The 25,203-nt window shown below is 69.6% G+C and carries 29 protein-coding genes; 21 read left to right on the top strand and 8 right to left on the bottom strand.

From position 1 onward, the window contains the following. The first annotated feature begins 2 nt into the window (after positions 1-2). The 10 genes from QWJ39_RS06640 (at position 3) to QWJ39_RS06595 (ending at position 10,286) form a co-directional block, all read left to right on the top strand. On the top strand, positions 3-746 hold the full coding sequence (locus QWJ39_RS06640) for an HAD-IA family hydrolase (protein ID WP_290256944.1): 744 nt from the start codon (positions 3-5) through the stop codon (positions 744-746). A 59-nt stretch (positions 747-805) separates the two neighbouring features. After that, positions 806-3,136 carry a glycosyl hydrolase family 65 protein gene (locus QWJ39_RS06635; RefSeq protein WP_290256943.1) on the top strand — a complete coding sequence of 777 codons (2,331 nt, stop codon included), beginning with the start codon at positions 806-808 and terminating at the stop codon, positions 3,134-3,136. Between the two features lie 192 nt (positions 3,137-3,328). Continuing rightward, a complete protein-coding gene (locus tag QWJ39_RS06630) occupies positions 3,329-3,775 on the top strand; it encodes a transposase (protein WP_290256938.1) in 447 nt (148 codons plus the stop codon). After that, positions 3,739-4,785, top strand: a complete 1,047-nt coding sequence (locus QWJ39_RS06625; RefSeq protein WP_290256937.1) for an IS3 family transposase — start codon at positions 3,739-3,741, stop codon at positions 4,783-4,785. The genes QWJ39_RS06630 and QWJ39_RS06625 overlap by 37 nt, the downstream gene beginning before the upstream one ends. 117 nt (positions 4,786-4,902) lie before the next feature. Further along, positions 4,903-5,658, top strand: a complete 756-nt coding sequence (locus QWJ39_RS06620) for a class I SAM-dependent methyltransferase (protein ID WP_290256942.1) — start codon at positions 4,903-4,905, stop codon at positions 5,656-5,658. 149 nt (positions 5,659-5,807) lie between these two features. Continuing rightward, positions 5,808-7,103, top strand: coding sequence for a histidine kinase (locus QWJ39_RS06615; protein WP_290256941.1), 1,296 nt, complete (start codon positions 5,808-5,810; stop codon positions 7,101-7,103). Continuing rightward, positions 7,100-7,753 (top strand): response regulator transcription factor, encoded by a 654-nt coding sequence (locus QWJ39_RS06610; protein ID WP_290256940.1) that lies wholly within the window; start codon positions 7,100-7,102, stop codon positions 7,751-7,753. The genes QWJ39_RS06615 and QWJ39_RS06610 overlap by 4 nt, the downstream gene beginning before the upstream one ends. A 79-nt stretch (positions 7,754-7,832) precedes the next feature. Further along, a complete protein-coding gene (locus tag QWJ39_RS06605; RefSeq protein ID WP_290256939.1) occupies positions 7,833-8,705 on the top strand; it encodes a hypothetical protein in 873 nt (290 codons plus the stop codon). Positions 8,706-8,829: 124 nt separating this feature from the next. Continuing rightward, positions 8,830-9,276 carry a transposase gene (locus tag QWJ39_RS06600; RefSeq protein WP_290256938.1) on the top strand — a complete coding sequence of 149 codons (447 nt, stop codon included), beginning with the start codon at positions 8,830-8,832 and terminating at the stop codon, positions 9,274-9,276. Then, positions 9,240-10,286 carry an IS3 family transposase gene (locus tag QWJ39_RS06595; protein WP_290256937.1) on the top strand — a complete coding sequence of 349 codons (1,047 nt, stop codon included), beginning with the start codon at positions 9,240-9,242 and terminating at the stop codon, positions 10,284-10,286. The genes QWJ39_RS06600 and QWJ39_RS06595 overlap by 37 nt, the downstream gene beginning before the upstream one ends. A gap of 100 nt (positions 10,287-10,386) precedes the next feature. Here the strand turns inward: QWJ39_RS06595 and QWJ39_RS06590 are convergent, their stop codons facing one another. Further along, positions 10,387-11,397 (bottom strand): 2-oxoglutarate and iron-dependent oxygenase domain-containing protein, encoded by a 1,011-nt coding sequence (locus QWJ39_RS06590; protein ID WP_290256936.1) that lies wholly within the window; start codon positions 11,395-11,397, stop codon positions 10,387-10,389. Between the two features lie 26 nt (positions 11,398-11,423). On the opposite strand from QWJ39_RS06590, the gene QWJ39_RS06585 reads away from it, so the two are divergent. From QWJ39_RS06585 to QWJ39_RS06565, 5 genes are all read left to right on the top strand, one after another. Beyond that, positions 11,424-11,705: a hypothetical protein gene (locus tag QWJ39_RS06585; protein ID WP_290256935.1), complete on the top strand. Its 282-nt coding sequence runs from the start codon at positions 11,424-11,426 to the stop codon at positions 11,703-11,705. Between the two features lie 72 nt (positions 11,706-11,777). Then, positions 11,778-13,151 carry an NAD-dependent succinate-semialdehyde dehydrogenase gene (locus QWJ39_RS06580; RefSeq protein ID WP_290256934.1) on the top strand — a complete coding sequence of 458 codons (1,374 nt, stop codon included), beginning with the start codon at positions 11,778-11,780 and terminating at the stop codon, positions 13,149-13,151. Positions 13,152-13,325: 174 nt separating this feature from the next. Next, complete coding sequence (locus tag QWJ39_RS06575) at positions 13,326-14,144, top strand: hypothetical protein (protein ID WP_290256933.1); 819 nt, start codon at positions 13,326-13,328, stop codon at positions 14,142-14,144. Beyond that, positions 14,128-14,877 carry a 5-oxoprolinase subunit PxpA gene (locus QWJ39_RS06570; RefSeq protein ID WP_290256932.1) on the top strand — a complete coding sequence of 250 codons (750 nt, stop codon included), beginning with the start codon at positions 14,128-14,130 and terminating at the stop codon, positions 14,875-14,877. Before QWJ39_RS06575 ends, QWJ39_RS06570 begins: the two co-directional genes overlap by 17 nt. A gap of 7 nt (positions 14,878-14,884) precedes the next feature. Continuing rightward, positions 14,885-15,433, top strand: a complete 549-nt coding sequence (locus tag QWJ39_RS06565) for a GNAT family N-acetyltransferase (protein ID WP_290256931.1) — start codon at positions 14,885-14,887, stop codon at positions 15,431-15,433. Between the two features lie 18 nt (positions 15,434-15,451). Here QWJ39_RS06565 and QWJ39_RS06560 read toward each other — a convergent pair whose 3' ends face one another. Together QWJ39_RS06560 and QWJ39_RS06555 are read right to left on the bottom strand one after the other, a co-directional pair. Then, positions 15,452-15,871, bottom strand: coding sequence for a hypothetical protein (locus QWJ39_RS06560; protein ID WP_290256930.1), 420 nt, complete (start codon positions 15,869-15,871; stop codon positions 15,452-15,454). Positions 15,872-15,938: 67 nt separating this feature from the next. Further along, positions 15,939-17,144 carry a DUF445 domain-containing protein gene (locus tag QWJ39_RS06555; RefSeq protein WP_290257297.1) on the bottom strand — a complete coding sequence of 402 codons (1,206 nt, stop codon included), beginning with the start codon at positions 17,142-17,144 and terminating at the stop codon, positions 15,939-15,941. A 155-nt stretch (positions 17,145-17,299) separates the two neighbouring features. Between QWJ39_RS06555 and QWJ39_RS06550 the strand changes: the two genes are divergently transcribed. Next, positions 17,300-18,187: a glycerophosphodiester phosphodiesterase family protein gene (locus QWJ39_RS06550; protein WP_290256929.1), complete on the top strand. Its 888-nt coding sequence runs from the start codon at positions 17,300-17,302 to the stop codon at positions 18,185-18,187. Between the two features lie 24 nt (positions 18,188-18,211). Here the strand turns inward: QWJ39_RS06550 and QWJ39_RS06545 are convergent, their stop codons facing one another. After that, positions 18,212-18,358 carry a hypothetical protein gene (locus QWJ39_RS06545; protein ID WP_290256928.1) on the bottom strand — a complete coding sequence of 49 codons (147 nt, stop codon included), beginning with the start codon at positions 18,356-18,358 and terminating at the stop codon, positions 18,212-18,214. A gap of 93 nt (positions 18,359-18,451) precedes the next feature. On the opposite strand from QWJ39_RS06545, the gene soxR reads away from it, so the two are divergent. Next, entirely contained in the window at positions 18,452-18,970 is a 519-nt protein-coding gene (gene soxR, locus QWJ39_RS06540) for a redox-sensitive transcriptional activator SoxR (RefSeq protein WP_290256927.1), read from the top strand. Between the two features lie 39 nt (positions 18,971-19,009). Here the strand turns inward: soxR and QWJ39_RS06535 are convergent, their stop codons facing one another. Continuing rightward, on the bottom strand, positions 19,010-20,602 hold the full coding sequence (locus QWJ39_RS06535; protein ID WP_290256926.1) for an ABC transporter permease: 1,593 nt from the start codon (positions 20,600-20,602) through the stop codon (positions 19,010-19,012). Further along, positions 20,595-21,506 carry an ABC transporter ATP-binding protein gene (locus QWJ39_RS06530; protein WP_290256925.1) on the bottom strand — a complete coding sequence of 304 codons (912 nt, stop codon included), beginning with the start codon at positions 21,504-21,506 and terminating at the stop codon, positions 20,595-20,597. Before QWJ39_RS06530 ends, QWJ39_RS06535 begins: the two co-directional genes overlap by 8 nt. A 158-nt stretch (positions 21,507-21,664) precedes the next feature. On the opposite strand from QWJ39_RS06530, the gene QWJ39_RS06525 reads away from it, so the two are divergent. From QWJ39_RS06525 to QWJ39_RS06510, 4 genes are all read left to right on the top strand, one after another. Further along, the gene (locus QWJ39_RS06525) at positions 21,665-22,117 is read left to right on the top strand and encodes a hypothetical protein (protein WP_290256924.1); all 453 of its coding nucleotides are present in this window, start codon (positions 21,665-21,667) and stop codon (positions 22,115-22,117) included. Further along, a complete protein-coding gene (locus QWJ39_RS06520) occupies positions 22,114-22,872 on the top strand; it encodes an AzlC family ABC transporter permease (RefSeq protein WP_290256923.1) in 759 nt (252 codons plus the stop codon). The genes QWJ39_RS06525 and QWJ39_RS06520 overlap by 4 nt, the downstream gene beginning before the upstream one ends. Beyond that, complete coding sequence (locus tag QWJ39_RS06515) at positions 22,869-23,180, top strand: AzlD domain-containing protein (RefSeq protein WP_290256922.1); 312 nt, start codon at positions 22,869-22,871, stop codon at positions 23,178-23,180. Before QWJ39_RS06520 ends, QWJ39_RS06515 begins: the two co-directional genes overlap by 4 nt. Positions 23,181-23,259: 79 nt before the next feature. Further along, positions 23,260-23,637, top strand: coding sequence for a hypothetical protein (locus QWJ39_RS06510; protein ID WP_290256921.1), 378 nt, complete (start codon positions 23,260-23,262; stop codon positions 23,635-23,637). A 63-nt stretch (positions 23,638-23,700) separates the two neighbouring features. Here QWJ39_RS06510 and QWJ39_RS06505 read toward each other — a convergent pair whose 3' ends face one another. Continuing rightward, positions 23,701-24,627: an NADP-dependent oxidoreductase gene (locus QWJ39_RS06505; protein ID WP_290256920.1), complete on the bottom strand. Its 927-nt coding sequence runs from the start codon at positions 24,625-24,627 to the stop codon at positions 23,701-23,703. Between the two features lie 58 nt (positions 24,628-24,685). Further along, on the bottom strand, positions 24,686-25,102 hold the full coding sequence (locus QWJ39_RS06500) for a DUF1232 domain-containing protein (RefSeq protein ID WP_290256918.1): 417 nt from the start codon (positions 25,100-25,102) through the stop codon (positions 24,686-24,688). Positions 25,103-25,203 lie beyond the last annotated feature (101 nt).

Raw genomic sequence — 25,203 nt, 5'->3', positions numbered from 1 at the left:
CCATGACTGCCACTTCCCCCGAGGCCCTGCCGGCCGACGCCTTCGCAGGCGCCTCCGCCGTCCTTTTCGACCTCGACGGCGTGCTGACACCCACCGCGGTGGTCCACGAGCGCGCCTGGCAGGAACTCTTCAACGGGTACCTCAAGGACGTCCCCGGGGCGCAGGCCTACCGGGAGAGCGACTACTTCGACCACATCGACGGCAAGCCCCGCTTCGACGGCGTCCGCGACTTCCTGGCCTCCCGGGACATCGTGCTGCCCGAGGGCCCGGCCGACGACGACCCGGCCCACGACACCGTGCACGGGCTGGGAAACCGCAAGAACAAGGTGTTCAACGACATCGTCGCCGCCGGCGGCGTGCAGCCCTACGAGGGCTCGGTGCGCTTCATCGAGGCCGCCCTCCAGCGCGGACTCAAGCTCGCCGTCGTCTCCTCCTCCCGCAACGCGGTCCCGGTGCTGAAGGCCGCGGGACTCTCGGACTACTTCCCGGTGGTGGTCGACGGCGTCGTCGCCCTCTCCGAAGGCCTGCCCGGCAAGCCCAGCCCGGCCACGTACCAGTACGCGGCCCGGCTCCTGGAGCTGCCGAGCGAGGAATGCATCGTTGTCGAAGATGCCGTCTCCGGTGTCCAGGCTGGAAGCGCGGGGAGCTTCCACTCGGTCATCGGCGTGGACCGGGGAGCGGGCCGCCAGACCCTGCTCGACGCCGGCGCCACCCTCGTGGTCAGCGACCTCGCCGAGCTGCTCTAGCCCGCAGCCGCCACCCACCCCACCCGCACCAGACCCTCCGCCCCAGAAGGACCCCCACCATGGCTCTCATCACCTCGGACCGCGCCAGGTTCCCCAACGACCCCTGGCAACTCGTGGAGACCGCCCACGTCCCCGGCAACGCCGGCACCCTGGAGACCCTGTTCAGCCTCGGCAACGGCCACCTCGGTATCCGCGGCGCGCACTGGGCCGCCGCCGACGCCGAACTGCCCGGCAGCTTCATCAACGGCTTCCACGAAATCTGGGACATCAAGCACGCGGAGAACGCCTATGGCTTCGCCCGCACCGGCCAGCGGATCCTCTACATCCCCGATGCCAACAACTTCGCGGTGGTGATCGACGGCGAGATGCTCAGCCTGGAGGAGTCCACGGTCCTGGACTACCGGCGCAGCGTGGACTTTGCTACCGGCATTTACGAGTGCCGGATCGTCTGGCAGTGCCGGTCTGGGTCCACGGTAACCACCACCGAACGCCGCGCCGTGGGCTATCAGGCCCGCGGCACCCTCGGTATCTCGCTGGAGGTCTCCGCCGACCGCGAGATCTCCGCGGACGTGACCTCCGCCGTCGTCAACCGCCAGGACCAGCCGGTGGAGGACCACTCCGCCCACGACCCGCGCCGCGCCGGCCGGCACGCCGGACGCGTGCTGCTGCCGCTCCGGCTCGACGGCGGCGACGGCTCGCTGCGCCTCTCCTGGGAGGCCGCGGAGTCCCGGCAGCGGCTGGGCATGGCCGTGGACCACTGGACCTCCGCCAACGTCCAGCCCTTCGACACCCAGGTGGACCAGGACGACAGCAGCGTCCGTTACGTCCTGGCCGTCAGCCCGGACCAGCCGTTCCGGCTGGAGAAGAGCGTCAGCTACGCCGTGGCCCGCGGCACCGACGAGGACCCGGCGGAAACCGCCGAGCGCGAACTGCTGCCGGTGGCGGACATCTTCGCCCAGAGCGAGGCGCACTACCGCGAGTACTGGACCACCAGCGACATCGTGGTGGGCGGCCGGTCCGAGCTGCAGCAGGCCATCCGCTGGAACCTCTTCCAGCTGGCCCAGGCCACGGCCTGCGCCGACGTCGCCGGCATCCCGGCCAAGGGCGTCTCCGGCTCCGGCTACGACGGGCACTACTTCTGGGACCAGGAGGTCTACCTCCTGCCGTACCTGACCTACACGACCCCGCACAACGCCCGGCAGGTCCTGGAATTCCGGCACGACCTGCTGCCCGAGGCGCGGGTCAGGGCCAAGGAACTCAGCGTGGACGGCGCGCTCTTCCCGTGGCGCACCATCAACGGCCTGGAAGCGAGTGCCTACTACGCCGCCGGCACCGCCCAGTTCCACATCGCCGCCGCGATCGCCTTCGCCACCAACCGCTACATCTGGGCCAGCGGGGACGCGGCCTTCCGCGAAACCCAAGGCTCCGAGCTGCTGATCGAGACCGCGCGCATGTGGGCCTCGCTGGGCTTCTTCGGCAAGGACGGGCTGTTCCACATCCACGGCGTCACTGGCCCGGACGAGTACACAGCCGTCGTCAACGACAACCTCTACACCAACGTCATGGCGCGCTTTAACCTGCGTGCCGCCGCGGCGCTGGACCACCCGGGGATCGACGACGCCGAGCGCGAACTGTGGGAGCAGGCCGCCAACCGGATGCACCTGCCCTACGACGGCGACCTGCAGGTCTACTCCCAGGACAACGACTTCATGACCCTGGAGCCGTGGGACTGGAACACCCCGCGCTCGAAGTACCCGCTGCTGCTGAACTTCCACCCGCTGGTGATCTACCGGCACCAGGTGCTCAAGCAGGCGGACACGGTGCTGGCGATGTTCCTGCAGTGGCAGGACTTCAGCGCCGAGGAGAAGCGCCGGGCGTTCGACTTCTACGACCCGATCACCACCGGGGACTCCACCCTGTCCGCCTGTGTGCAGGGGATCATGGCGGCCGAAGTGGGCTACGGCAAGGCCGCGCTGGACCACTTCCTGCACGCTGTTTACATCGACCTGGACGACACTCACGGCAACACGATCGACGGCGTCCACATCGCCTCGACCGGTGGCGTGTGGAGCTCGCTGGTCAGCGGTTTCGCCGGCCTCCGGGACCAGGGCGAGGTGCCGTACTTCGATCCGCGGCTGCCCGCCGAATGGGATTCCCTGGACTTCCACCTGAAGCTCCGCGGCGGCCTGCTGCACGTGCAGCTGGACCACCGGGAACTGCGGCTGGCCATGGTCGAGGGCGGCCCGCTGGAGGTCGACGTCCGCGGTGAACGCCGCACCGTGGGGACCGACGCCGTGTCCTTCCCAGTGCAGCCGGTGGAGAGCCCCGAGCCCACGGTCTTCCCCGGCCCGGCGACGGCGTCCATCCCGGTGATCCACGCGGCGGGATAGGGGAGCGGGAGGCTAGCTCCTCCCGGCGCCCACTTCCTCGCATCTGCCCCTCGCGCCGCTGTACGCTCACTCCTCGTGCCCGTTTCGACGGTTCCCCGCGGAATCGACGCTTCTGCCCTGTGTGTCAGGCTGTTGTGTGACAGGTTTGCTTGTCGTTCACGGCCGGGCGTTCGGGGCGGGGAAAGGTCCGTGATGGATTTTGTGATCCCTTCCCGTCGATCCCGGCGGAGCCACTTCACTCTCGCGCAGAAGCACGCGATTCTGGAGGAGTACGACAAGTGCCTTGAACGCGGTTCGAAGACCGCGTTCAGCAGGGCGGTCGGTATCACGGAGGGCACTCTCCGACTTTGGGTCCGTCAGCGCGAGGCCGGGGAGTTGAGATCCAATGCCGCGCCAGGAAGTGAGGACCAGCGCTTGAACGCCGGAGATAAACAACAGCTCAAACGGGTCTTGAGAGAGAACGAGATCCTCAAGGCCAAACTGGCCCGGTCCGAGGCCGCGGTGGACATTCTGGGAAAAGCTTCCGCGCTCTTGGACGCGATGGCCAGGAGCGCGGCGGCAACGGACTCGCACCTTCCGGAGCCGGAACCGGGCCGGCCCGAATGGTTGATCCCAAAGTCTGGAAAGGAATCGCCCTGACCTTTGCCGGGCATCTGGTCTCGGCCGGCTGGTCAGCGGTGAAAACCTGCGCCCTGCTGGGTCTTCACCGCACCACCTGGTACCGGCATCTGAAACCCTCCATCCCCGCCGGGATCACCCTCCCGCATAAGGGCCGGGCCTACCCGAACCGGATCAGCACGGCCGAGGCGGAGGAATTCATGGAACGGCTCAACTCCGAGGACTACGGGAACCTCTCGGTCAGCCAGGCCTACTACCGGATGCTGGACACCGGTCACTGTTCTTTCTCGATCGCCTCAGCGCACCGGATCGTGGCCGCGCACGGGCAGAACGGGGACCGCCGGAAACAGCGCAACGCCACCGGTTCCCGGCAACGGGTCAAACCCGTCCTGAACGCGGACGCCCCGAACCAGCTCTGGAGCTGGGACATCACGATGCTCCACGGGCCGGGCAACCACACCTACCGGCTCTACACGATCATGGATGTCTACTCCCGCAAGGTCGTCGGGCATCGGGTCGAACACACCGAGACAGCCGCCCTGGCCGCCGCCCTGATCCAGGACGCCGTCACCGGAAACCAACACAGCCCCAGGGTTCTGCACGCCGATAACGGGGCGCCCATGCGGGCCGGCACCACCCTGGACCTTGCACGGGCCCTGGGCATCGAGCTCTCCTATTCCCGGCCCCGGGTCTCCGATGACAACCCCTACTCCGAGTCCCTGTTCAAGACCGTCAAATACGACCTCGACTTCCCCCGCAGATTCGCAGACCTGGACCACGCCCGGGACCACATGGCTGCGTTCTTCACCGACTACAACACCAACCACCGCCACAGCGGCCTGAACTACTACACCCCCGACACCGTCCACCACGGACACATCGAGCAGGCACGCAGTCAGCGGCAGGCAACCCTCGACGCCTGCTACAACCGCAACCCGCATCGATACCGCCGCAAACCCACCGCGCCCGGAGCCCCCTCCCCGGCCGGCATCAACCACAAAACAACCACCCAGCTGTCACAAACAGCTTGATACATACCGTCTGAGCGTCTATCCGGCAGGGAACCGTCGAAGCGGCGGGCGCTGAAGGGCTGTCCGGGAACGCCCAGCTTCCTTCCGGACCGGGGTTCCGGGTGCAATAGTGGCGGGATGATCAACCAGCAGCAGCTCTGGGACGCCGACGCCGCCTCCCGCTATGACACACCCGGCGAGGGGATGTTCGCCCCGGAGGTGCTCGAGCCGACGGTCGAGGTCCTTGCGGAACTTGCCGCCGGGGGACGCGCCGTCGAGTTCGCAATCGGAACCGGCCGGGTGGCCCTTCCGCTGGCCGCGGCCGGCGTCCCGGTGACCGGCATCGAGCTCTCCGACGCCATGATCGCAAGGCTCCGAGAGAAGGCCGGCCCGCAGGAGATTCCCGTCGTGCGGGGTGACATGGTGGAGGCCTCGGCGGGGGAGGGGTTCGCCCTGGCCTTCCTGGTCTTCAACACGATCTCCAACCTCCTGACGCAGGAGGAGCAGGTCCGGTGCTTCCGGAACGCCGCTCGGCATTTGGCCCCCGGCGGATGCTTCGTCGTCGAACTCTGGGTGCCTCAGCTGCGCTCGCTGCCGCCCGGCCGCGGGGCGACGGTGGAGGTCAGCGAGCCCGGCTACCTGCTGGTGGACACCTATGACGTGCTCCAACAGCTGGTGGTCTCGCACCATGTGCGGTTCGATCCGGACGTTTCCGGCGGCCGCGACGCTCGGATGGGCCGCACGCCGCACCGGTACATCTGGCCGGCGGAGCTGGACCTAATGGCCCGGTTGGCCGGCTTCGAACTGGAATCCCGCTGGGCGGACTGGGACCGGAGCGACTTCACGGCGGACTCCCGAAGCCACGTCTCGGTCTACCGGCTGCCCGCGGGCTGAGGCCTGCGCCAAACGGCGGACGACGGCGGTGCACAGCGGCGACGCGGGCCCGCCGGAACTCATCCCTGCGGCTGAACTTGGTCATCCGGCGGGTGGAACTCGCGCCGCGGAGCGGTAGAACGGCGCCCGGCCCTGCTTAGGGTGGGGGCATGTTCACAAAGATCCCGTCCCTGAGGGTGCTCGCCGCGCCTGCCACGGCCATGGTGCTGATCCTGGCGCTGGCCGTCCTGGAGGACCGCCACTTCGACCAGAAGAGTGCGCTGCTGCTGGCGCTGGTCACGGCGGTGGCGGTGGCGGAGCTGCTCCCGGCGGCGGCCCTCGGCCTGGTCCTGGTCGGGCTGACGCTGCAGTGCCTCAGGGTCTTCCCGCTCGTCTTCCAGTCCGGGGTCCTGAACTACGCGGTGGTGCCCGTGGCTTTGTTCTTCGCGGTCCTGGGGTGGGGGCAGCGGAGCCGATGGGTCCCGGCGGCGGCCGCGGTCGTGTCCGCCGGCCTCGTCACGGCCACCTGGTTCACCGACCAGACCTGGATCAACTTCGTCTTCGGCACCCAGATCTACGGGCGGGGACCCCTGCGGACATTGACGTACGCTTTCCTGATTTTCGGGGCCTTCGCCGCACTGAATCTCGCCGCTTGCGCCGCCGGTACGGCCATGAAGCGGGCCTCCCGGAGCCAGCGGGCGCAGAAGGCCGCGGAGGAACGGCTCCGCCTGACCGCCACGGAACTCGCCGTCGAACAGGAACGCAACCGCATCGCCTCCGAGCTGCATGACGTCCTGGCCCACTCGCTGACCATTATCGTCAGCCAGGCCGACGGGATGCGCTTCATCCACCGGACGGAACCCGAGGCTGTGGACCGGGCCGCCGGGGTCATCTCCGAATCCGCCCGGACCGCGCTGGTCGAAACCCGCCGCCTGGTCGAGCAGTTCTCGCCGGCACCGGCCTGCCCCGCGTCCCACCCCGGGTCGGAACTGCGGGACCTCGCGCGCCGGCTGGGTGACAGCGGCCTGCAGGTCAGGCTCCGGGAGACGGGTGCGCCGTGGCCGGTGGACGGGCACCGGCGACAGGCCATCGTTCGCCTCGCCCAGGAGAGCCTGACCAACGCCTTCAAACACGGGGACCGGAGCCGAGGCGCCGACCTCACCCTGGACTGGGACAACGACGGCGTGGAGCTGCGTGTTCTTTCCACGCTGGGTCCCGACGACGGCGGGCAGCGACCGGAACGGGCGGGGCACGGGATACCGGGGATGCGGGCCCGGGCCGCAGCGGCCGGCGGGCGCCTCGAAACAACCAGGGATGCGCGGAGCTTCAGCGTCACGGCGTGGTTGCCTCGCACCGCGGCGGACCGGAATGAGGCGGATCCCGACGGCCCGGAGGTAATGGCCGAGGATCCTGGCGTCACAGCTCGCGACACAGGCGACCCAGTCCTCGCGGGAGTGAAGCCATGAGCGCCGCACCGATCAGGGTGGCCGTCGTGGATGACCAGCCGCTCTTCAGCGCCGGTCTCACCATGATTCTTCGCAGCCAGCCGGACATGGAACTCGTGGGCGAGGCAGTCGACGGCGCGGCCGCCGTCGACCTCGTCCGGGAAGTGGCCCCCGACGTCGTCCTCATGGACATCCGGATGCCCGTGATGGACGGAATCACTGCCACCCGGACGGTCACCGACCACCCGCAGAACGCCACCAGGGTCATCGTCCTGACCACCATCCAGCACGACGAAGCCGTGGTCAGGGCCATCCGGGCCGGTGCCGCCGGGTTCCTCACCAAGGACACCACTCCGGACTTCCTCCTGGCGGCCATCCGCACGGTCCACTCCGGCCACTCGGTGATCGCCCCGGCCCTGACCAACGAGCTGCTGCGTGACTATACGACGCCGGAACCCGGAAATCAGGCTGCGCTCGCGGAGCTTTCAGGCCGGGAACGCGACGTGTTCGGCCTGGCCGCGAAAGGACTCGGCAACGCCGAGATCGCCGCGGAGCTGGTGCTCAGTGAGGCGACGGTGAAGTCCCACGTGGGGGCCATCCTGGGCAAGCTCGCGTTGAAGAACCGGATCCAGCTGGTCGCCTTCGCCTACGAACACCACCTGATCAGCTGAGCCGGGACCGGCGCCCGAACCTTTGCTCCGCCGCACCGGCGGGCCACGCAACTCACAGCCAACAACAAATGGGGGAACCATGAAGAAGCAGATCATCGGCGCAGTCGTCCTGGCCGTCGGTTCGGCAGCCGCGCTGGCGGCGGCCGCCATTCCTGCCGGGTCGGTGACGGCGTCCGCCGAGCCGGTGGCCGGGATCATCCGCCAGGCCGAGGCCTATGCGACGGCGGACCCGGTTGCGGAGAAGGGGATGCAGGAGGCCGTGCGGCGTTGCATGGCCGCCGCCGGCTACGACTACACGCCACCGCTGTCCACGCTCGCTATCGATCTGAACAAGGACATCGGCTACCCGCGGCTGACCGTGGAGGCAGCCAAGGCCAGCGGGTACACCTCCACCCAGTCCAAGGGCCCGGGTGAGGCCCCACCCGACTCCCCGGAGGGCCGGCTCTTCGCCGACCCGGCGTTCGTGGGGGCGCTCTCGGGCACCCCGACCCAGGTCACGAAGGTGGGCGACACCGGTACGCTCTCCGGCGGCTGCCGCGGCGAGGCCATGACCCGGATCTACGGCAGCCCCGAGAACTACATGCTCGCGACGGGCATTGCCTACAACTCGGTCCTGCCGGCCACGCTTTCCTCCTCGCAGGATCCGGGCATTGCCGCGGCGGTGAAAGCCTGGACCGACTGCATGAAGGAGACCCCGTACCCCTCCTTCGCCAACCCGGCCCGGGCTGTCGAGGCGGGACGGGCCGCGGGCGGTCAGGAGGAGTTCCGGATCGCGGTCACGGACGCCGTCTGCCGTGACCAGACCGGGTTCCACAAGGCCTTGGACGCGGTCCTGGACAAGTACCTGACCACCCGGATGCAGGAACTGGCCCCGCAGGTCGAGCGTGTCAGGGAGATCCGGCGTGCAGCCGCCGCTAACGCCGCGGCCCTGGGCGCGGCGTCGTCGAACTAGGGGCCGGGTGACCGTTTCGACGGCTCCCAGCGGATTCGACGCTTCTACCCTGTGTGTCAGGCTGTTGTGTGACAGGTTTGCTTGTCGTTCACGGCCGGGCGTTCGGGGCGGGGAAAGGTCCGTGATGGATTTTGTGATCCCTTCCCGTCGATCCCGGCGGAGCCACTTCACTCTCGCGCAGAAGCACGCGATTCTGGAGGAGTACGACAAGTGCCTTGAACGCGGTTCGAAGACCGCGTTCAGCAGGGCGGTCGGTATCACGGAGGGCACTCTCCGACTTTGGGTCCGTCAGCGCGAGGCCGGGGAGTTGAGATCCAATGCCGCGCCAGGAAGTGAGGACCAGCGCTTGAACGCCGGAGATAAACAACAGCTCAAACGGGTCTTGAGAGAGAACGAGATCCTCAAGGCCAAACTGGCCCGGTCCGAGGCCGCGGTGGACATTCTGGGAAAAGCTTCCGCGCTCTTGGACGCGATGGCCAGGAGCGCGGCGGCAACGGACTCGCACCTTCCGGAGCCGGAACCGGGCCGGCCCGAATGGTTGATCCCAAAGTCTGGAAAGGAATCGCCCTGACCTTTGCCGGGCATCTGGTCTCGGCCGGCTGGTCAGCGGTGAAAACCTGCGCCCTGCTGGGTCTTCACCGCACCACCTGGTACCGGCATCTGAAACCCTCCATCCCCGCCGGGATCACCCTCCCGCATAAGGGCCGGGCCTACCCGAACCGGATCAGCACGGCCGAGGCGGAGGAATTCATGGAACGGCTCAACTCCGAGGACTACGGGAACCTCTCGGTCAGCCAGGCCTACTACCGGATGCTGGACACCGGTCACTGTTCTTTCTCGATCGCCTCAGCGCACCGGATCGTGGCCGCGCACGGGCAGAACGGGGACCGCCGGAAACAGCGCAACGCCACCGGTTCCCGGCAACGGGTCAAACCCGTCCTGAACGCGGACGCCCCGAACCAGCTCTGGAGCTGGGACATCACGATGCTCCACGGGCCGGGCAACCACACCTACCGGCTCTACACGATCATGGATGTCTACTCCCGCAAGGTCGTCGGGCATCGGGTCGAACACACCGAGACAGCCGCCCTGGCCGCCGCCCTGATCCAGGACGCCGTCACCGGAAACCAACACAGCCCCAGGGTTCTGCACGCCGATAACGGGGCGCCCATGCGGGCCGGCACCACCCTGGACCTTGCACGGGCCCTGGGCATCGAGCTCTCCTATTCCCGGCCCCGGGTCTCCGATGACAACCCCTACTCCGAGTCCCTGTTCAAGACCGTCAAATACGACCTCGACTTCCCCCGCAGATTCGCAGACCTGGACCACGCCCGGGACCACATGGCTGCGTTCTTCACCGACTACAACACCAACCACCGCCACAGCGGCCTGAACTACTACACCCCCGACACCGTCCACCACGGACACATCGAGCAGGCACGCAGTCAGCGGCAGGCAACCCTCGACGCCTGCTACAACCGCAACCCGCATCGATACCGCCGCAAACCCACCGCGCCCGGAGCCCCCTCCCCGGCCGGCATCAACCACAAAACAACCACCCAGCTGTCACAAACAGCTTGATACATACCGTCTAAGCGTCTATCTGGCAGGGAACCGTCGAAACGGCGGGAGTGTGCGCCCCGAGGGTTCGGTCTAGGCGGCGGAAGCGGACCCGCGGAACCTACCCCTGCAGGTCGGCGTGGTGGATGGCCGCGACGTTCGGGTGCGCCCGCAGCCGGTAGCGCAGCGCGTTATCGCCGTAGGTCTCCAGGATGGGGCTGTCGGTCGGGTCCACGGACAGGCCGCGGGCCTTGGCCTGGAACTCCGCGTTCATGGCCAGCTGCGGCATGGTGGCGTCCAGCGCCGGGTTGTAGAAGAACGGCAGCGAGATCCGGTCCGTGCCCCTCGCCGGGGAGATGACCCGGTGCAGCGTGGCCTTGAGGTAGCCGTTGGTGGCCAATTCCAGCATCTCGCCGATGTTCACCACGAACGTCCCGGGCACCTGCGGCGCGTCGATCCACCGGCCCTGGTACTCCACCTGCAGGCCGCCCTTGTCCGGCTCCACCAGCAGGAGTGTGAGGACGCCGCCGTCGCGGTGCGAGCCGACGCCCTGCTTGGGTTCGTCGCCGGATTCGCCCGGGTAGCGGACGATCTTCAGCATCGGGAACGCCCGGTCACCGAAGGCGTCGTCGAAGCTGTCCTCGGGGGCGCCCAGGGACACGGCCAGCGCGCGGAGCAGGTTCAGCGAGATCGTGCTCAGCCGGTCCGTCCAGGCCGCGACGACGTCCTGCATCCCGGGCAGCTCCGCCGGCCACAGGTTCGGGCCCTCCAGCCGCCAGTAGTCGGCGACGCCGTCGCCCGGCTCCACCGCGGGCCGCTCGACGCCGATATCGATCTGCTCGCGCCAGTCCACTGCCCGGTCCGTGAGCTCGGCGCCCATCCGGGTGTAGCCGCGGAACTGCGGACTGTGGATGTTCTCCACGGCGAGCTTCTGCTCCTCCGGCAGGTCAAAGAACCGGCGGGACGTCTCGAGCATGGCGTCCACCAGGTCCTGCGGGATGCCGTGGCCGGAAAGGTAGAGGAACCCGACGTTGTGCATGGCGTCGCGGAGTTCGTCCCGGAACCGGGAGGCTTCCTCCGGCCCGGCGTTCAGCCGGGAGTAGTCCAGAACGGGGAGTGATTCGAGTGACACGGTCCTATAGCCCTTCGTGGCGCGATGTGGAAATCGAAGTCCTTAATTTCTTCAACGTTACGACCGGATGCCCGCGGCGGCAGCACTGCATTTCGAAATGCGTCACCACCTTGTGCGGGCCGGAGCGATGGGGTAAGTCCGACGACGGCGGCGCGTCCGGCGGCGACGCTGGCGCCAACGGCGGACCCGCCGCCGGCGTGCAGGAGATCACGGTTGGAATACAGCCGGAGACCGCGCGGTTGCCGCCTAAAGGATGGGCCGCGCACCTGCTGCGGCCAGTCTTCACCCGGGCGGGGGCCGCGGAGTGACGCCGTGCCGGCGTCGTTCACGGCCCACGCCCACACCGGCTCAACCCAGCCAGAAACGGAGATGGTGGACCAATGACTGCCTACAAGACAGTGAACCCCGCGACCGGAGAGACGGAAAAGGAATTTCCGCTCGCAACCAAGGAAGAGGTCGAGACGGCGCTCGCCGCCGCTCAGCAGGCTTTCCTCGAGTGGCGCAAGGCGCCGGTAGAGGAACGCACCAAGGTCATCGCCCGGGTCGCCGAGCTGTACCGGGAACGCGAGGATGAACTGGCGCGCCTGATTGCCAAGGAAATGGGCAAGCCCGTGGTCGAGGCCCGCGGCGAGGTCAAGCTGGTCGCCTCGATCTACGACTACTACGCCTCCGAGGGCCCCGAATTCCTCAAGGACGAACCGCTGGAGGTCAAGGGCGGCGGCGACGCGCTCGTGCGCTCCACCCCGATCGGCCCGCTGCTGGGCATCATGCCGTGGAACTACCCCTACTACCAGGTGGCCCGCTTCGCCGCGCCCAACCTGGTCCTGGGTAACACCATCCTGCTCAAGCACGCCGGCAGCTGCCCGCAGTCGGCCCTCGCGATCGAGGCGATCTTCCACGACGCCGGCCTGCCGAAGGGCGCCTACACCAACCTGTTCCTGGACAACGACCAGGTGGCGGAGATCATCGCGGACTCCCGCGTCCAGGGCGTGTCCCTGACCGGCAGTGAGCGGGCCGGCGCGGCCGTGGCCGAGGTCGCCGGGCGGAACCTCAAGAAGTACGTCCTCGAGCTCGGCGGCAGTGACCCGTTCATCGTGCTCGACTCCGATGACCTGGACGCCACCGTCAAGGCCGCCGTCGGGGGCCGCATGGGCAACGCCGGCCAGGCTTGCACCGCGTCCAAGCGGTTCATCGTCCTCGAAGACCTCTACGAGCCGTTCGTGGAGAAGTTCACCGAGCGGATGGCCCGGATCAAGCCCGGCGATCCCCAGCAGGAAGACACCCGGTTCGGTCCGCTGTCCTCCCAGAGCGCCGCGGACGGCCTGGTCGAGCAGATCAAGGACGCCGTGGACAAGGGAGCCACCCTGCGCACCGGCGGCCACAAGGTTGACGGCCCCGGCGCCTTCGTGGAGCCCACCGTCCTGACCGACGTCACCCCGGAGATGCGCGCGTTCTCCGAGGAGCTGTTCGGCCCCGCCGCCGTCATCTACAAGGTGGCCAGCGTGGAGGAAGCGATCGACCTGGCCAACGGCTCGCCCTACGGCCTGGGCGGATCGGTGTTCAGCGCCGACCCTGCGAAGGCCCAGGACGTCGCCGACCAGCTGGACACCGGCATGGTGTTCATCAACTCGGTGGCCCAGACCCAGGCTGACATGCCCTTCGGCGGCGTGAAGCGTTCCGGCGTCGGCCGCGAGCTGGGCCGCTTCGGCATGGACGAGTTCGTCAACAAGAAGCTCATCCGCACCCCGCGCTAAACGCCGACGGCGCCGCCGGCCGCCGTGCGAAAAGCTTCGGCGCTGCCGGCCACTCACGGCCGCGGACAAAGGCAACTGCCTCCGTCCGCGGCCGTCGCCGTGCCCGATGCGGGCGTGGCCTAGTCTTTAACCTAGGACAACGTTCAGCACCCTTATGGTTTATGAGAGGCGATGATGGCCAAGCGCAGCAACCCGGCGATGAAGATTGCCCAGCAAGCCGCCCACAGCGCGATGTTCGACGCCGAGGGCAAGCCCAAGCCCGGCGTGCACAACGTGCTCCTGCGGGCCGTGGAGATCCAGCGGCCGCTGGTCCTGGCGAACCTGCGGAGGCTGCAGAAGAAGCACCCGCACGCCAGCGCCGCGCAGCTCGCCGCGATCCTGGAACGCAACTACCTCATGGCCGTCACCGGGGGAGGTGCCCTGGTGGGCGGCTCCGCCGTCGTCCCCGGCGTCGGAACCGTGGCCGCGCTGGGGCTCTCCGCCGCCGCGACCGCCGGCTTCCTGGAGGCCACCGCCCTGTTCGCCACGTCCCTGGCCGAGCTGCACGGCGTGCGGCTGGAGGATCCGGAGCGCGCCAGCACCCTGGTCATGGCGATCATGCTCGGCGAGGAAGGCACCACGCTGCTCAGCTCCCTCAGCGGCCAGGCCGCGGGCCAAGGCAAGGGCCCCACCCAGGCATGGGGTTCCCTGTTCGCCCGGCGCGCCCCGCTGGCCGGCTTCGGTTCGGTCCGCGAGCAGATCCAGCGGGCCTTCCTGCGCAACCTGCTCAAGCGGCAGGGCACCGCGTTCCTTGGCCGGGCGCTGCCGTTCGGCGTCGGCGCCGTGGTGGGCGGTGTCGGCAACCGCATGATGGGCCGCGCCGTGATCGAGAACGCCAAGGAGGCCTTCGGGCCCATGCCCATCACCATTCCCGGCGACCTGCACTCCGCTGACATGAACACGGGCGACGCCGGAACCGGGCTGAAAGGGGCGCGCGGTGGATCTGAACGCTGACCTCGGGGAGTCGTTCGGCTCTTGGACCATGGGCGACGACGCCGCGATGTTCCCGCTGGTCACCAGCGCCAGCGTCGCCTGCGGGCAGCACGCCGGTGACCCGGTGACCATGCTGGACACCTGCCGCGCGGCCTACGAACTCGACGTCCGCGTCGGCGCCCACCTGGGTTACCCGGACCTGGGCGGTTTCGGCCTGCGCGCCATGGACATCAGCTTCGATGACCTGTTCGGCTCGGTGCTGTACCAGCTCGGGGCGCTCGACGGCGTCGCGCACGCTGTGGGTGCCTCCGTGGACTACGTCAAGGTCCACGGCGCGCTGTACGACCGCACGGTCCACGACGAGGAGCAGGCCTCCGCCGTCGTCGCCGCCGTCCAGGGCTACGATCCGGGCCTGCCGGTCCTGGGGCTGGAGGGGTCCGCCCTGCTGCGGCTCGCCGCCGAAGCCGGCAGCCCGGTCTTCCACGAGGCCTTCGCGGACCGCGCCTACCGTCCGGACGGCACCCTGGTGCCGCACCTGGAGAACGACGCCTTCATCGAGGATCCGGACGAGATCGTGCGGCGGGCGGTTCGGCTGGCGCTGAAGGGCGAGGTCGAGGCGATCGACGGGACCGTAGTGAAACGCACGCCGCACTCGCTCTGCCTGCACGGCGACACCCCCGGCTCGGTGGCTGTGGCCGCCGCCGTTCGCTCCGCGCTGGAGCAGGCCGGCGTCGAGCTGGAATCCTTCGCATAAGTACGCCGTGGACGCCGTCGCGCGCACGCCCCCTGTCCGGACCGCGGACCTGAACGGTCCGGATGCCGCCGCTGTTGGCGGGCTGGTGGCCGCCTACCTATTGCAGACCGAGCGGGAAAAGGCGGCGCAGCTTGGCGGAGCGCCGTTTTCCGGGGTACTTCCGGAGCGGTACCGCCGTGAGGTGGATGACCCGGCGGGAGCCTATGCCGGCGCGGAGGTCCTCCTGGCGGGCGCGGGGACCGGACCGGCAGGCGTCATCACGGTTCACCGCGCCGGAACGGCCTGGGAGATCAAACGGATCTGGGTTAATCCGGCAGCCCGCGGCCTGGGGGTCGGTGCGGCATTACTCGACGCCGCGCTGGAGTTCGCCGACGGGGCCGGGCACGATCCCGTCCGGCTCACGGTGTGGGACTGGCGGGAGGACGCCATCCGGCTCTACCGGAGGCGCGGATTCGTCCCCGTCCCGTCCTGGGAAGTCAGACCCCGGCTCATCTGCATGGAGCGTTCCGCTGCACCCCGAGCTCAGCACTCGCTTGACAGCTGCGAAGACGATTAAGAAGCCGGCCCGCGGGATCTAAACAGCGGATTCTCCGCTTGACCCCGAGGGGGTGTACCACTCCCACTCGCCGTCTTCAGTGATGCTGCCTCCCATTGCGCCGAACATCCAGGGCGTGATTCCCGTGGGATCGCCGCCGACACGGACAAACATCTCGCGTTTCGTACGGGCGCTGCTGAAGTGGGCGGGCAGATACAGGCCCACTCCGAGGCCGCATCCGAGCAGGAAAAACAGAATCGACAGAATGCCGACTGGGTGGCGGTCGGTGAGGAACACGTACGCAACCGCAGCCCCGACGCCGACCAGAAGGCCCCAAAAAACCGTCCAGAATGCCGCCCAGAACCGGAGGCTTCTATTGCTGGGCCGCTGATTGGGATCGTTGTTGCGGTGCAGGCCGGAAGGTGTTCCCTCGGACCCGGCGTCGGACGTTCGCTTCACAGAAGCAGTCTAAACGGGCCGAGTGCCCCGCCTGGTGAGGGTCCCGTGCGCCCGTTCGGCCCCGTTCCTACCCAAACACCAAACTCGCCACCGTAAAGATCGCCAGCCCGGCCAGCGCCCCCACCACGGTGCCGTTGATGCGGATGAACTGCAGGTCCTTGCCGACCTGGAGCTCGATCTTCTCCGAGGTTTCCTCCGCGTCCCAGCGCGCCACGGTGTCCGTGATGACGCCGGCAATGTCGGAGCGGTAGTTGTTGACCAGGTACCCGGCGGCGTCGCCCACCCAGGCGTTGACCTTCCCGGCGAGTTCGGGGTCCACCGTGAGGCGGGTGCCGAAGTCGTGGACGGCCGCCTTGAACCGGATGGTCAGCTCGCTGTGCGGATCGTCGACGGCGGTCAGCAGTGCCGCCTTCACCGTGCCCCAGGTGCGGGAAGCGAGCTCGCGGACCTCCGGGTCGCCCAGGACCTGGGCCTTGACGCCCTCGGCCCGGGCAATCATCACCGGGTCGTGCTGCAGGTCCTGCGCCAGCGACTTCAGGTAGGTATCGATGGAGCGCCGGACCTGGTGCTGGGGGTCGGCCTGCACGGCCTTCGTGAACTTCAGGATCTCCACATACACCTTGTCGCCCACCAGCCCGTCCACGAAGCTGGGCACCCAGGTGGGGGAGCGGTCCGTGACCACCCGGTTGACGGTCTCGTGGTTGTCCCGGACCCAGTCCACCGTGCGGTCAACCAAGAGGTCCACCAGCGCGTGGTGGTGCCCGTCCTCGAAGATCCGCTCCGCGAGCCGTCCCACCGGCGGCCCCCACGGCGGGGTGAGCAGATGCCGGCGGACCATGCCCTCGATGACGGCCTGGACGTCGTCGTCGTTCAACACCGTGAACGCGCCCCGGATCACCGCGGCGCCCTCCTTCGCCACCCGCTCGGCGCCGCCGGGACCGGAGAGCCAGCCGCCGACCTTGCGGGCGACGTCGACGCTGGCCAGCTTCTCCTTGACCACCTGCTCGGAGAGGAAGTTGGTCTCCACGAACTCGCCCAGCGACGCCCCGATCTGGTCCTTGCGCCGGGGAATGATGGCGGTGTGCGGGATCTTCAGGCCCAGCGGGTACTTGAACAGCGCGGTCACGGCGAACCAGTCCGCCAGCGCACCCACCATGCCGCCCTCCGCCGCGGCTCGGACGTACTCCAGCGCCGGGTATTGCTTCTGCAGGGCGAACGCGACGACGAACACCACCGCCATCCCGATCAGGAGCGACCCCGCCAGCATTTTCATCTTCCGCAGCGCGGCTGCCTTCGCGGCATCGGCGGGGGAGAGCCGGTGGTTCGCGCCCGCCGTTATGGCGCCGGCACGGGATGGTCGCTCAGAGTTCACCTGCATGTGCCCAGCCTAGCCGGGCCCCCGGACCCCGGGTCCGCTAACGTGTTCGCATGACCATAGAGGAGTCCGCTGCCGCCCGCCCGCTCGTCTACGCCCACCGGGGAGCCAGCGGGGCCTTCGCGGAGCACACCCGCGCCGCCTACCTGCAGGCGATCGCCGACGGCGCCGACGGCGTCGAGTGCGACGTCCACCTGACCCGCGACCAGCACGCCGTGCTGCTGCACGACGCCACCCTGGACCGCACCTCCAACGGCACAGGCCCGGTGGCCGAACGCACCCTGGACGAACTCCGCGAGCTCGACTTTAGCTCCTGGAAGGGCGCCCGCATCCCCGAGGCGTACGGGGCGAAGTCCGAGCAGTTCCTGACCCTGCCCGAACTGCTCGACATCCTGCGCACCGCCGGCCGCGAGATCGGGCTGGCCATCGAGTTCAAGCACCCCAGCCCCTACCAGCTCAAGCTCGAGGACCGGGTGCTGGAGGTCCTCACCGCCGAGGGCTGGGACCCGGCCACCGGCATGCTGGAGAACATCCGCGTCTCCTTCATGAGCTTCAACCCGGATTCCGTCCGGCACCTGCTGCAGACCGTCCCCGCCGAGGCCATCTGCCAGCTGGTGGACGACGTCGACGTCGACGAAGTGCGGGAGAGGTTCAGCGTCGGCTCCATCACCGGCAACGCGATGGCCAACGTCATGAAGGCTGCCCAGCTCGAGGGCGAGGAACTGCTGGACCAGGGTGCCGTGGGCCTGGCCGGCCCCGGCATCGACTACGTCCGCGAATACCCGGACACGGTCCGCCGCTGGCTCGAGTCCGGCCGCCGGTTCCGGGTCTGGACCGTCGACGCCCCCGAGGATGTGGACCTCTGCCGGGAGCTTGGCATCCAGGAGATCACCACCAACCGCCCGGCCGAGGTCCTGGAGCGGATCTCCGTCAGCCTGTAGCGGCCGGTCCCCGTTCCACCGCCCCTAGCGGAACTGGGACAGGGAGGACAGGGCGGCGTCCACCGATCGGTTCTCCCACGGCCGGCGCTGGCGCAGGGTTTTTCCCGGGAGGGCCTGGTCCCCTTCGGGGGTGACGGTGGCCTGGCGTGCGGTCTTGCGGGAGGTCCTCATGGTGCTGCTTTCGTTCGTAGCGGTTCTGTCAGGCTCCAGTGAACAACCTCAAGTGAACTTGAGGTCAAGCCGGGCGCGTGCCAGACTGCACGGGTGCCGTCCGCTACTGATTCCCTGCTCTCCGTCGGTGAGGTCGCGTCCCGCGCCGGGATCACCGTGCCGGCCCTGCGCTACTACGAGGACCGCGGCCTGGTGCAGTCCCAACGCACCAGCGGCAACCAGCGCCGCTATAAGCGGACCACCCTGCGCCGTCTGGCCGTGGTGGCGGCCGGCCAGCGGGTGGGGCTGAGCCTGGAGCAGATCAAAGCCGCCCTCGACGGCCTGCCCGCGGACCGGGCCCCGAACCAGGCGGACTGGACCGCCATCAGCCGGGACTGGGCGGGGCTGGTGGCGGAGCGGATCCGCGAACTGGAGGTTCTGGGGGAGTCCCTGGACAGTTGCATCGGCTGCGGCTGCCTGTCGCTGGGCCGCTGCTCCCTGGTCAACCCGGGCGACGAGGCCGCCGCCGAGGGGACCGGTTCCCGCTGGGCCCGGCGCGCCCGCCGGGCGGCCGGGGCGGACCCGGGCGCAGGCGGGGGCGCACATGAGGTCCAGGGCCCGGCTGAGGTCTAGGCCGACCCCGCAGCACCCGGCAAAGCCTGGCCCGCATACCTACGCCGCCAGGTCACGCCGCCGCCAGCCCGCGTACCCCAGCACCGCCAAAACCAGCGCGACGGCGGTCAGCCACGCCAGGGCGGGCACAGCGTCGGCGGTCACCGGCAGCAGCGGCGAATGCCGGAACGGGGAGGCATCCATCAGCCAGCCCGGGGCGTTCCAGAGCACACCGAACTCGCCCAAGGCCACGAACGCCAGCAGCAGCACCCACACCCCGGCGGCCAGCCGCGGCAGCCAGCCGAACACCGCCAGCGCCAGCCCGGCCAGCACCCAGGCGGCCGGGATCTGGGCCAGGGCCGCCACCGTGGACCGGCCCACCAGCGACGGGTCCTGCACCGTCAGCGCCGCCCCGATGCCGATCGAGACCCCGGCCAGCACCATCAGCACGGCGGACCCGGCCAGAGCGAAGCCGAAGTGGCTGGACGCCCAGCGGGCCCGAGTCGCCGTCGTCGCCAGCAACGCCTCCGCATGCCCCGCGGACTCCTCGGCCCGCAGATGGTTCGCCGCGGAGACCGCATACGCCGCCGCCAGCAGGCCCATGATGCTGATCTCCGCGGCAAGGAAGGCGTCGCGCAGCGCGGCCGCCCCGCCCAACAGCCGGATCAGGTCCTGGGCGTTGGCCGAACTCAGCATCTCCGCGACGTTCCCGATCAACGATCCCACCACCACCCCGAACACCACGAACGCGATCGCCCACGCCAGCCACACCTTGTACTGCAGCCGCACGGCCAGGGCCCACACCCCGGACACGGACCCCACGGCCGGGCCGGGGCGTTCGGCCCGCAACCCGGCACCCAGATCCCGCCGGGCCCGCAACGCGAAGGCCGCCGGAATGAGGACGGCACTGAGCAGGACCGGCAGCACCAGGACCCACCAGTGATCGCCGGCGAAAGCCCGGATTTGCTGGTTCCAACCGATGGGGGAGAGCCACGACAGGAACGAGGGTCCGGGTTCGGCCAGGTCGCCCACCGCGCGCAGTCCGTAGGTCACCGCGATCACGCCCACGCTGAATCCGTTGGCAGCCCGGGCGCCGGCCGTCAGCTGGGCGGCAACCCCGGCCACGGCGCTGAACGCGAGCCCGGTGGCGGCCCAGCCCAGCCCGAACGCCAGCGACCCCTCAGCGGGCAGCCCGCCTGCGGCCAGCCCCGCGGCGGTCAGCAACCCCACGCCCAGGCTGCCCGTGAGGGCAATGATGAGCGCGGCGGCCAGCGGGGCGTCACGGCCCAGCCGTCCGCCGCCGAGCAATTCCAGCCGTCCGCTCTCCTCGTCGGCCCGCGTGTGGCGGATCACCAGCACGGCCATCAGGACCGCCAGGATGGCGGTCATGAACGCCGTGTACTTGATCAGGGAGAGCGCGCCGAGGGACGCCGGGTCGTAGATCCGGCCGAACATCGCCACCATCGAGGCCGTGGCGTTGAGCGCGTCCGCCGCCTCGACGCGGCTGCGCACGTCCGGATACAGCTCGGCGCCGGCCCGCGCCGTGGAATAGGCGACGACGGCGAAGCCCAGCACCCAGCCGGGCAGCAGCCAGCGGTCCCGCCGCAACCCCAGCCGCAGCAGCGTCCCGGTCCCGGCCAGGGTCTCAGGCATCGGAGGGACCCCGGCCAAAGGTTCCCGCCCCGTAGTGGCGCAGGAACAGGTCCTCCAGCGTCGGCGGCTGGCTGGTCAGGGACCTCAGGCCCGCGGCGGTCAGGGCCTGAAGGAAAGGGGCCAGTCCGGCCGGATCCACCTGTGCGCTGACCCGGTGGTTGACCACGGTGACGTCGTGCACGCCGGGCAGCCGGTCCAGCCCCGGCGGGACGGCCGCGACGTCGGCGGTGACGGCGGTCCGGGTGAGGTGCCGGAGCTTCTCCAGCGGGCCGGTCTCCACCACCCGGCCGGCGCGGATGATGCTGACCCGGTCCGAGAGCGCCTCCGCCTCGCTCAGGATGTGGCTGCTCAACAGCACGGTCCGGCCCTGGTCCCGGAGCGCACGGACGCAACCGCGGAACGCCTCCTCCATCAGCGGATCCAGGCCGCTGGTGGGCTCGTCCAGCAAAAACAGCTCGGCGTCCGTGGCCAGGGCCGCCACCAGCGCCACCTTCTGCCGGTTGCCCTTGGAGTAGGCGCGGGTCTTCTTGGTGGGGTCCAGCTCGAATAATTGCAGGAGCCGGTCCCGCTCCGCCCGGTCCTGGCCGCCCTGCAGCCGGCCCAGCAGCTCGATCACCTCGCCGCCGGTGAGGTTCGGCCACAGCGAGACGTCACCGGGGACGTAGGCCAGCCGGCGGTGCAGGGACGCCACGTCCTTCCACGGGTCCAGGCCCAGCACCCGCGCCGTCCCGGCGTCGGACCGCAGCAGCCCCAGCAGGAGCCGCAGCGTGGTCGACTTGCCCGAGCCGTTCGGCCCCAGGAACCCATGGACCTCCCCGGCGGCCACGGTGAAGTCCAGACCGTCCAGCGCCGTTACGGTTCCAAACCGCTTGACCACACCCGCCATTTCCACGACGTTGCCCATAGCCACCACCGTACCCCCGGAGCGGGCTCCCGGATCCCCTGCGGAAGGTCCCGTTTCCCGTGTCCATTTTCCGTGCCGAGGGAGTGCCGTGGCGCGGCGGCCGCGGCGCTTGCGGGAGCCCGTTCGTTGGCGCCGCCGCGGTGTGGTTGCATGGATGCATGCCTTTTCGCTGGTCCCCCGGGGCAACCCGAACCCTGTCCGCCACCGCCCTGAGCGGACTGTTGCTGGCCAGCGCCGCAAAGCACTTCCGGGATCCCGGCTTCTTCGCCCCGCTGGTCCCGTCTTACCTCTGCCGGGACGACTCCGGCGAGCACCGCAACGGCCCGCTGGCGGTCCTCTCCCGGGACGAATGGGTTGCCGCCACGGGACTGCTCGAGGGCGCCGCAGCCGCAGGCCTCCTGCTGCCCCGGACCCGCCGAATCAGCGCCGGCTGCGTCACCGCCCTCTTCACCGTGTTCCTGACCGCCCACGTCGACGCTCTCCGCACGGCCTTCGGGCCGGAGGGATCTCCCAAGGCCCGAAAGCTGCACGGGATCCGGCTGCCGTTGCAGGCGCCGCTGATCGCCTGGTCCTGGAGCCTGGCGAAGGCGCCCCGGCAGACACGCCGGTGAGGACCGCGCTCACCCCGGCGGTCCGGATCGGGCTGTCCATCAGCGTCGCTACCGGGCTCTACGGCATCTCCTTCGGCGCCCTTTCCGTCGCCTCCGGGCTGGACTTCTGGCAGACCATGGCGCTGAGCCTGCTGCTGTTCAGCGGCGGCTCGCAGTTCGCCTTCATCGGCGTGGTGGCCGGCGGCGGCTCGGGACTGGCCGCCATGGGCGCGGCCACCCTGCTGGGCATGCGCAACGGGATTTACGGCATGCAGTTGAACGCCTTGCTGCAGCCCAAGGGCTGGCGGCGCTTCGCCGCGGCGCAGGTCACCATCGACGAATCCACTGCCACCAGTACCGGCCAGACGGACCCGGACGAGCAGCGCCGGGGGTTTTGGACCGCCGGCGTGGGGGTGTTCGTGCTGTGGAACATCTTCACCGCCGTGGGTGCGCTCGCCGGCAGCGCGCTGGGGGACCCCAAGCAGTGGGGGCTCGACGGCGCCGCGGTGGCCGCCTTCTTGGGCCTCCTCTGGCCGCGGCTGAAGGGCCGCGAGCCCGTGGCGATCGCCGTCGTCTGCGCGCTTGCCACGGTGCTGGCCGTCCCGCTGGTTCCCGCCGGGGTGCCCATCCTGGTGGCCGCGCTGGTGGCCGCCGTGTTCGGCTGGTTTAGTTCCGGCCCGCGTGACGAGGGCCTGGAGCCCGACGTCGACCCCTACCCCGGGGGTGAGCACGGGCGTGGGCGCAACGCCGGGGCGGCCACGGGGGAGGGCGCATGACGCTTTGGCTATGGCTGCTGCTCTCCTGCGTGCTTGCCTATGCGTGGAAACTGCTGGGCTACCTGGTGCCCGCCGCGTGGCTGAAAAACCCGCGGATTTCCCGCGTGGCCGGGGTGATGACCATCGGGCTCCTCGCCTCCCTCACGGTGGTCAACGCGGTGGCCTCCGGGCAGGCGCTGGTCCTCGACGCAAGGGTGGGCGCGCTGGCCGCGGCCGCACTGGCCCTGCTGCTCAGGGCGCCGTTCCTGGTGGTGGTGCTGGCCGGCGCCGGTGCGGCGGCCGGGTTGCGGCTGCTCGGCTGGGGGTAGCGGCGCCTACTGGTGCGCGAACGCGTGCCCGGCCTTTAGCCCCTAGCCGGTGCGCGGCGGCCGGTGACAGCATCCAGTGATGACCACCAACGAGCCTGACAATGCCGCTGCCCGCGACCCGGAGGGTTCCGGCCCGGAGCATTCTGCCCCGGAAGGGGCGCAACCGGAAGGGGCACAACCGGACCCGGCTTATCCGGCGAAGGGGCACGACCGTGCGGCCGCGTCCCGCGCCGCCGGCGGCATCCCCACCGGGGCAGTGTCCACCCGCGACCTGCAGGAACTGGCGCGGCGCCGCCGCGAGGCCGAGGAGAAGCTCCAGCAGCACCTCGAGGAGGCCAAGCACAAGCCGGCCCACCACGATGGCGGGCACCACGACACCGGGCAACGCGGCACCGGGCAGCATGATGGCGGCCACCACGACACCGGCGGTCCGGGCGGGGAGCCCGGACGCGGCTGAGGGCAGGCACCGGAAGCCCGGCACCTGCCCTCGAATCACCCGCCCGTCGGGGCGGAAAGGCTGCTACTCGCCGTCGACCGTGACGACGATCTTGCCGCGGGTGTGGCCTTCCATGTTGTCCCGGAAGGCGTCCGCGGTGCGCTCCAGCGGGTAGGTCTTGGCGACCTCCACGCGCAGGCCGCGGCTGTCCACCAGGTCCGCGAGTTCCTGAAGCTGGGTGCCCACCGGGTTGACCCACATCCAGGTTCCGCCGTGCTGTTCGACCTCGGCGTCCGCGATCGAGGCGTGCTTGCCGCCGTCGGCCAGGACGGCCAGGGTGGCGTCGAGCACGCCGCCGACGAAGTCGGCCACGATGTCCACGCCCTCCGGGCGGAGTGCGCGCACGCGGTCGGCCAGGCCCTCACCATAGGTGACGGGTTCGGCGCCGAGGGAGCGAAGGAAGTCGTGGTTCTTCTCCGAGGCGGAGGCGATCACGGAGGCACCCAGGGCCTTGGCGAGCTGGATGCCCAGGGAGCCGACGCCGCCGGCTCCGCCGTGGATCAGCACGGTCTTGCCTTCGCCCGCGCCGAGCCGGGTCAGGACCTGGTAGGCGGTCAGGCCGGCCAGCGGCAGGCCCGCGGACTCGTTCCAGTCCAGGGTGGCCGGCTTGCGGGCGAGGACCCGCTCCGGGAGAGCGATGTACTCGGCGAAGCTGCCGCCATGGACGTAGTCCTTGCGGCCGTAGGCGATGACCTCGTCGCCGGGTTGGAACTGTGGGGCGTCAATGCCCACGGATTCCACCACGCCGGCGACATCCCAGCCGGGGATCGCGGGGAACTGCAGGTCCATCATTCCGTCGAGTCCGCCGGAGACAATCTTCCAGTCCACCGGGTTCACGGAGGCGGCCTTGACCTTGACCAGGACCATGCCGGGGCCCACCTTGGGCATGGGCTGGTCGGTCAGTTCGAGGACGTCGGGGGTGCCGTATTCGCTGTACGTGATTGCTTTCATGCAGGCGTCAACGGACGCGTCCGGGCCGCTATTCCGCACCGCCGGGGTGAAAGCGGTCTCAGTGGGCGGCGCCCATGCCGGCAAGCTTCAGGATGAGCCCCAGGCCTTCGGGCGTGCCGGGCCAGTGCCGACGCACGGCGTCGGGGCCCGCCCGCTTGATCACGGAACGCAGCGCCAGGGCGACGATCACGACGTCGTCCGCGTAGCCGATCACGGGCAGGAAGTCCGGCACCAGGTCGATCGGGGAGAGCAGGTACAGCAGCAACAACACCAGCCGGACCCGAACCCCCACGGCGACGGTGCCGTCCGCGATCAGCCGTTTCACCAGCCGGAGCAGGTCCGGCAGCAGCCGAAGCGCGTCCCTCATGGTCACGGTTTCGGGGTGCCGTCGCGCGTAATTCCACAGCAGGACCAGCAGTGCGGCGTACACCAGCATCAGTCCGCCGATCACGCCGGCGAGGGTTTCCCAGCTCATGGAGTCAACCGTTCTCGCAAATTTCGCAACAGCTTTGATCCGAACTTATCAGGAGAGGCAGGAGTCGAAATCCAGAGCCGCAACCAGGCCCCTAGATGCCG

The organism is Arthrobacter sp. YD4, from assembly GCF_030410515.1.
Lineage (GTDB): Bacteria > Actinomycetota > Actinomycetes > Actinomycetales > Micrococcaceae > Arthrobacter.
Note: the sequence above shows the minus strand (reverse complement) of the source record. Positions and strands in the feature narration are given on the sequence as shown.

Excerpts from the sequence above, each read along its gene's own strand:
- QWJ39_RS06505 (WP_290256920.1), bottom strand. The coding sequence starts at position 24,627 with ATGAAAGCAATCACGTACAGCGAATACGGCACCCCCGACGTCCTCGAA.
- QWJ39_RS06595 (WP_290256937.1), top strand. The coding sequence starts at position 9,240 with ATGGTTGATCCCAAAGTCTGGAAAGGAATCGCCCTGACCTTTGCCGGG.
- QWJ39_RS06605 (WP_290256939.1), top strand. The coding sequence starts at position 7,833 with ATGAAGAAGCAGATCATCGGCGCAGTCGTCCTGGCCGTCGGTTCGGCA.
- QWJ39_RS06545 (WP_290256928.1), bottom strand. The coding sequence starts at position 18,358 with ATGAGGACCTCCCGCAAGACCGCACGCCAGGCCACCGTCACCCCCGAA.
- QWJ39_RS06510 (WP_290256921.1), top strand. The coding sequence starts at position 23,260 with ATGACCACCAACGAGCCTGACAATGCCGCTGCCCGCGACCCGGAGGGT.
- QWJ39_RS06535 (WP_290256926.1), bottom strand. The coding sequence starts at position 20,602 with ATGCCTGAGACCCTGGCCGGGACCGGGACGCTGCTGCGGCTGGGGTTG.
- QWJ39_RS06575 (WP_290256933.1), top strand. The coding sequence starts at position 13,326 with ATGGCCAAGCGCAGCAACCCGGCGATGAAGATTGCCCAGCAAGCCGCC.
- QWJ39_RS06500 (WP_290256918.1), bottom strand. The coding sequence starts at position 25,102 with ATGAGCTGGGAAACCCTCGCCGGCGTGATCGGCGGACTGATGCTGGTG.
- QWJ39_RS06610 (WP_290256940.1), top strand. The coding sequence starts at position 7,100 with ATGAGCGCCGCACCGATCAGGGTGGCCGTCGTGGATGACCAGCCGCTC.
- QWJ39_RS06580 (WP_290256934.1), top strand. The coding sequence starts at position 11,778 with ATGACTGCCTACAAGACAGTGAACCCCGCGACCGGAGAGACGGAAAAG.
- QWJ39_RS06635 (WP_290256943.1), top strand. The coding sequence starts at position 806 with ATGGCTCTCATCACCTCGGACCGCGCCAGGTTCCCCAACGACCCCTGG.
- QWJ39_RS06525 (WP_290256924.1), top strand. The coding sequence starts at position 21,665 with ATGCCTTTTCGCTGGTCCCCCGGGGCAACCCGAACCCTGTCCGCCACC.
- QWJ39_RS06600 (WP_290256938.1), top strand. The coding sequence starts at position 8,830 with ATGGATTTTGTGATCCCTTCCCGTCGATCCCGGCGGAGCCACTTCACT.
- QWJ39_RS06515 (WP_290256922.1), top strand. The coding sequence starts at position 22,869 with ATGACGCTTTGGCTATGGCTGCTGCTCTCCTGCGTGCTTGCCTATGCG.
- QWJ39_RS06555 (WP_290257297.1), bottom strand. The coding sequence starts at position 17,144 with ATGAAAATGCTGGCGGGGTCGCTCCTGATCGGGATGGCGGTGGTGTTC.
- QWJ39_RS06625 (WP_290256937.1), top strand. The coding sequence starts at position 3,739 with ATGGTTGATCCCAAAGTCTGGAAAGGAATCGCCCTGACCTTTGCCGGG.
- QWJ39_RS06615 (WP_290256941.1), top strand. The coding sequence starts at position 5,808 with ATGTTCACAAAGATCCCGTCCCTGAGGGTGCTCGCCGCGCCTGCCACG.
- QWJ39_RS06630 (WP_290256938.1), top strand. The coding sequence starts at position 3,329 with ATGGATTTTGTGATCCCTTCCCGTCGATCCCGGCGGAGCCACTTCACT.
- QWJ39_RS06620 (WP_290256942.1), top strand. The coding sequence starts at position 4,903 with ATGATCAACCAGCAGCAGCTCTGGGACGCCGACGCCGCCTCCCGCTAT.
- QWJ39_RS06640 (WP_290256944.1), top strand. The coding sequence starts at position 3 with ATGACTGCCACTTCCCCCGAGGCCCTGCCGGCCGACGCCTTCGCAGGC.
- QWJ39_RS06530 (WP_290256925.1), bottom strand. The coding sequence starts at position 21,506 with ATGGGCAACGTCGTGGAAATGGCGGGTGTGGTCAAGCGGTTTGGAACC.
- QWJ39_RS06550 (WP_290256929.1), top strand. The coding sequence starts at position 17,300 with ATGACCATAGAGGAGTCCGCTGCCGCCCGCCCGCTCGTCTACGCCCAC.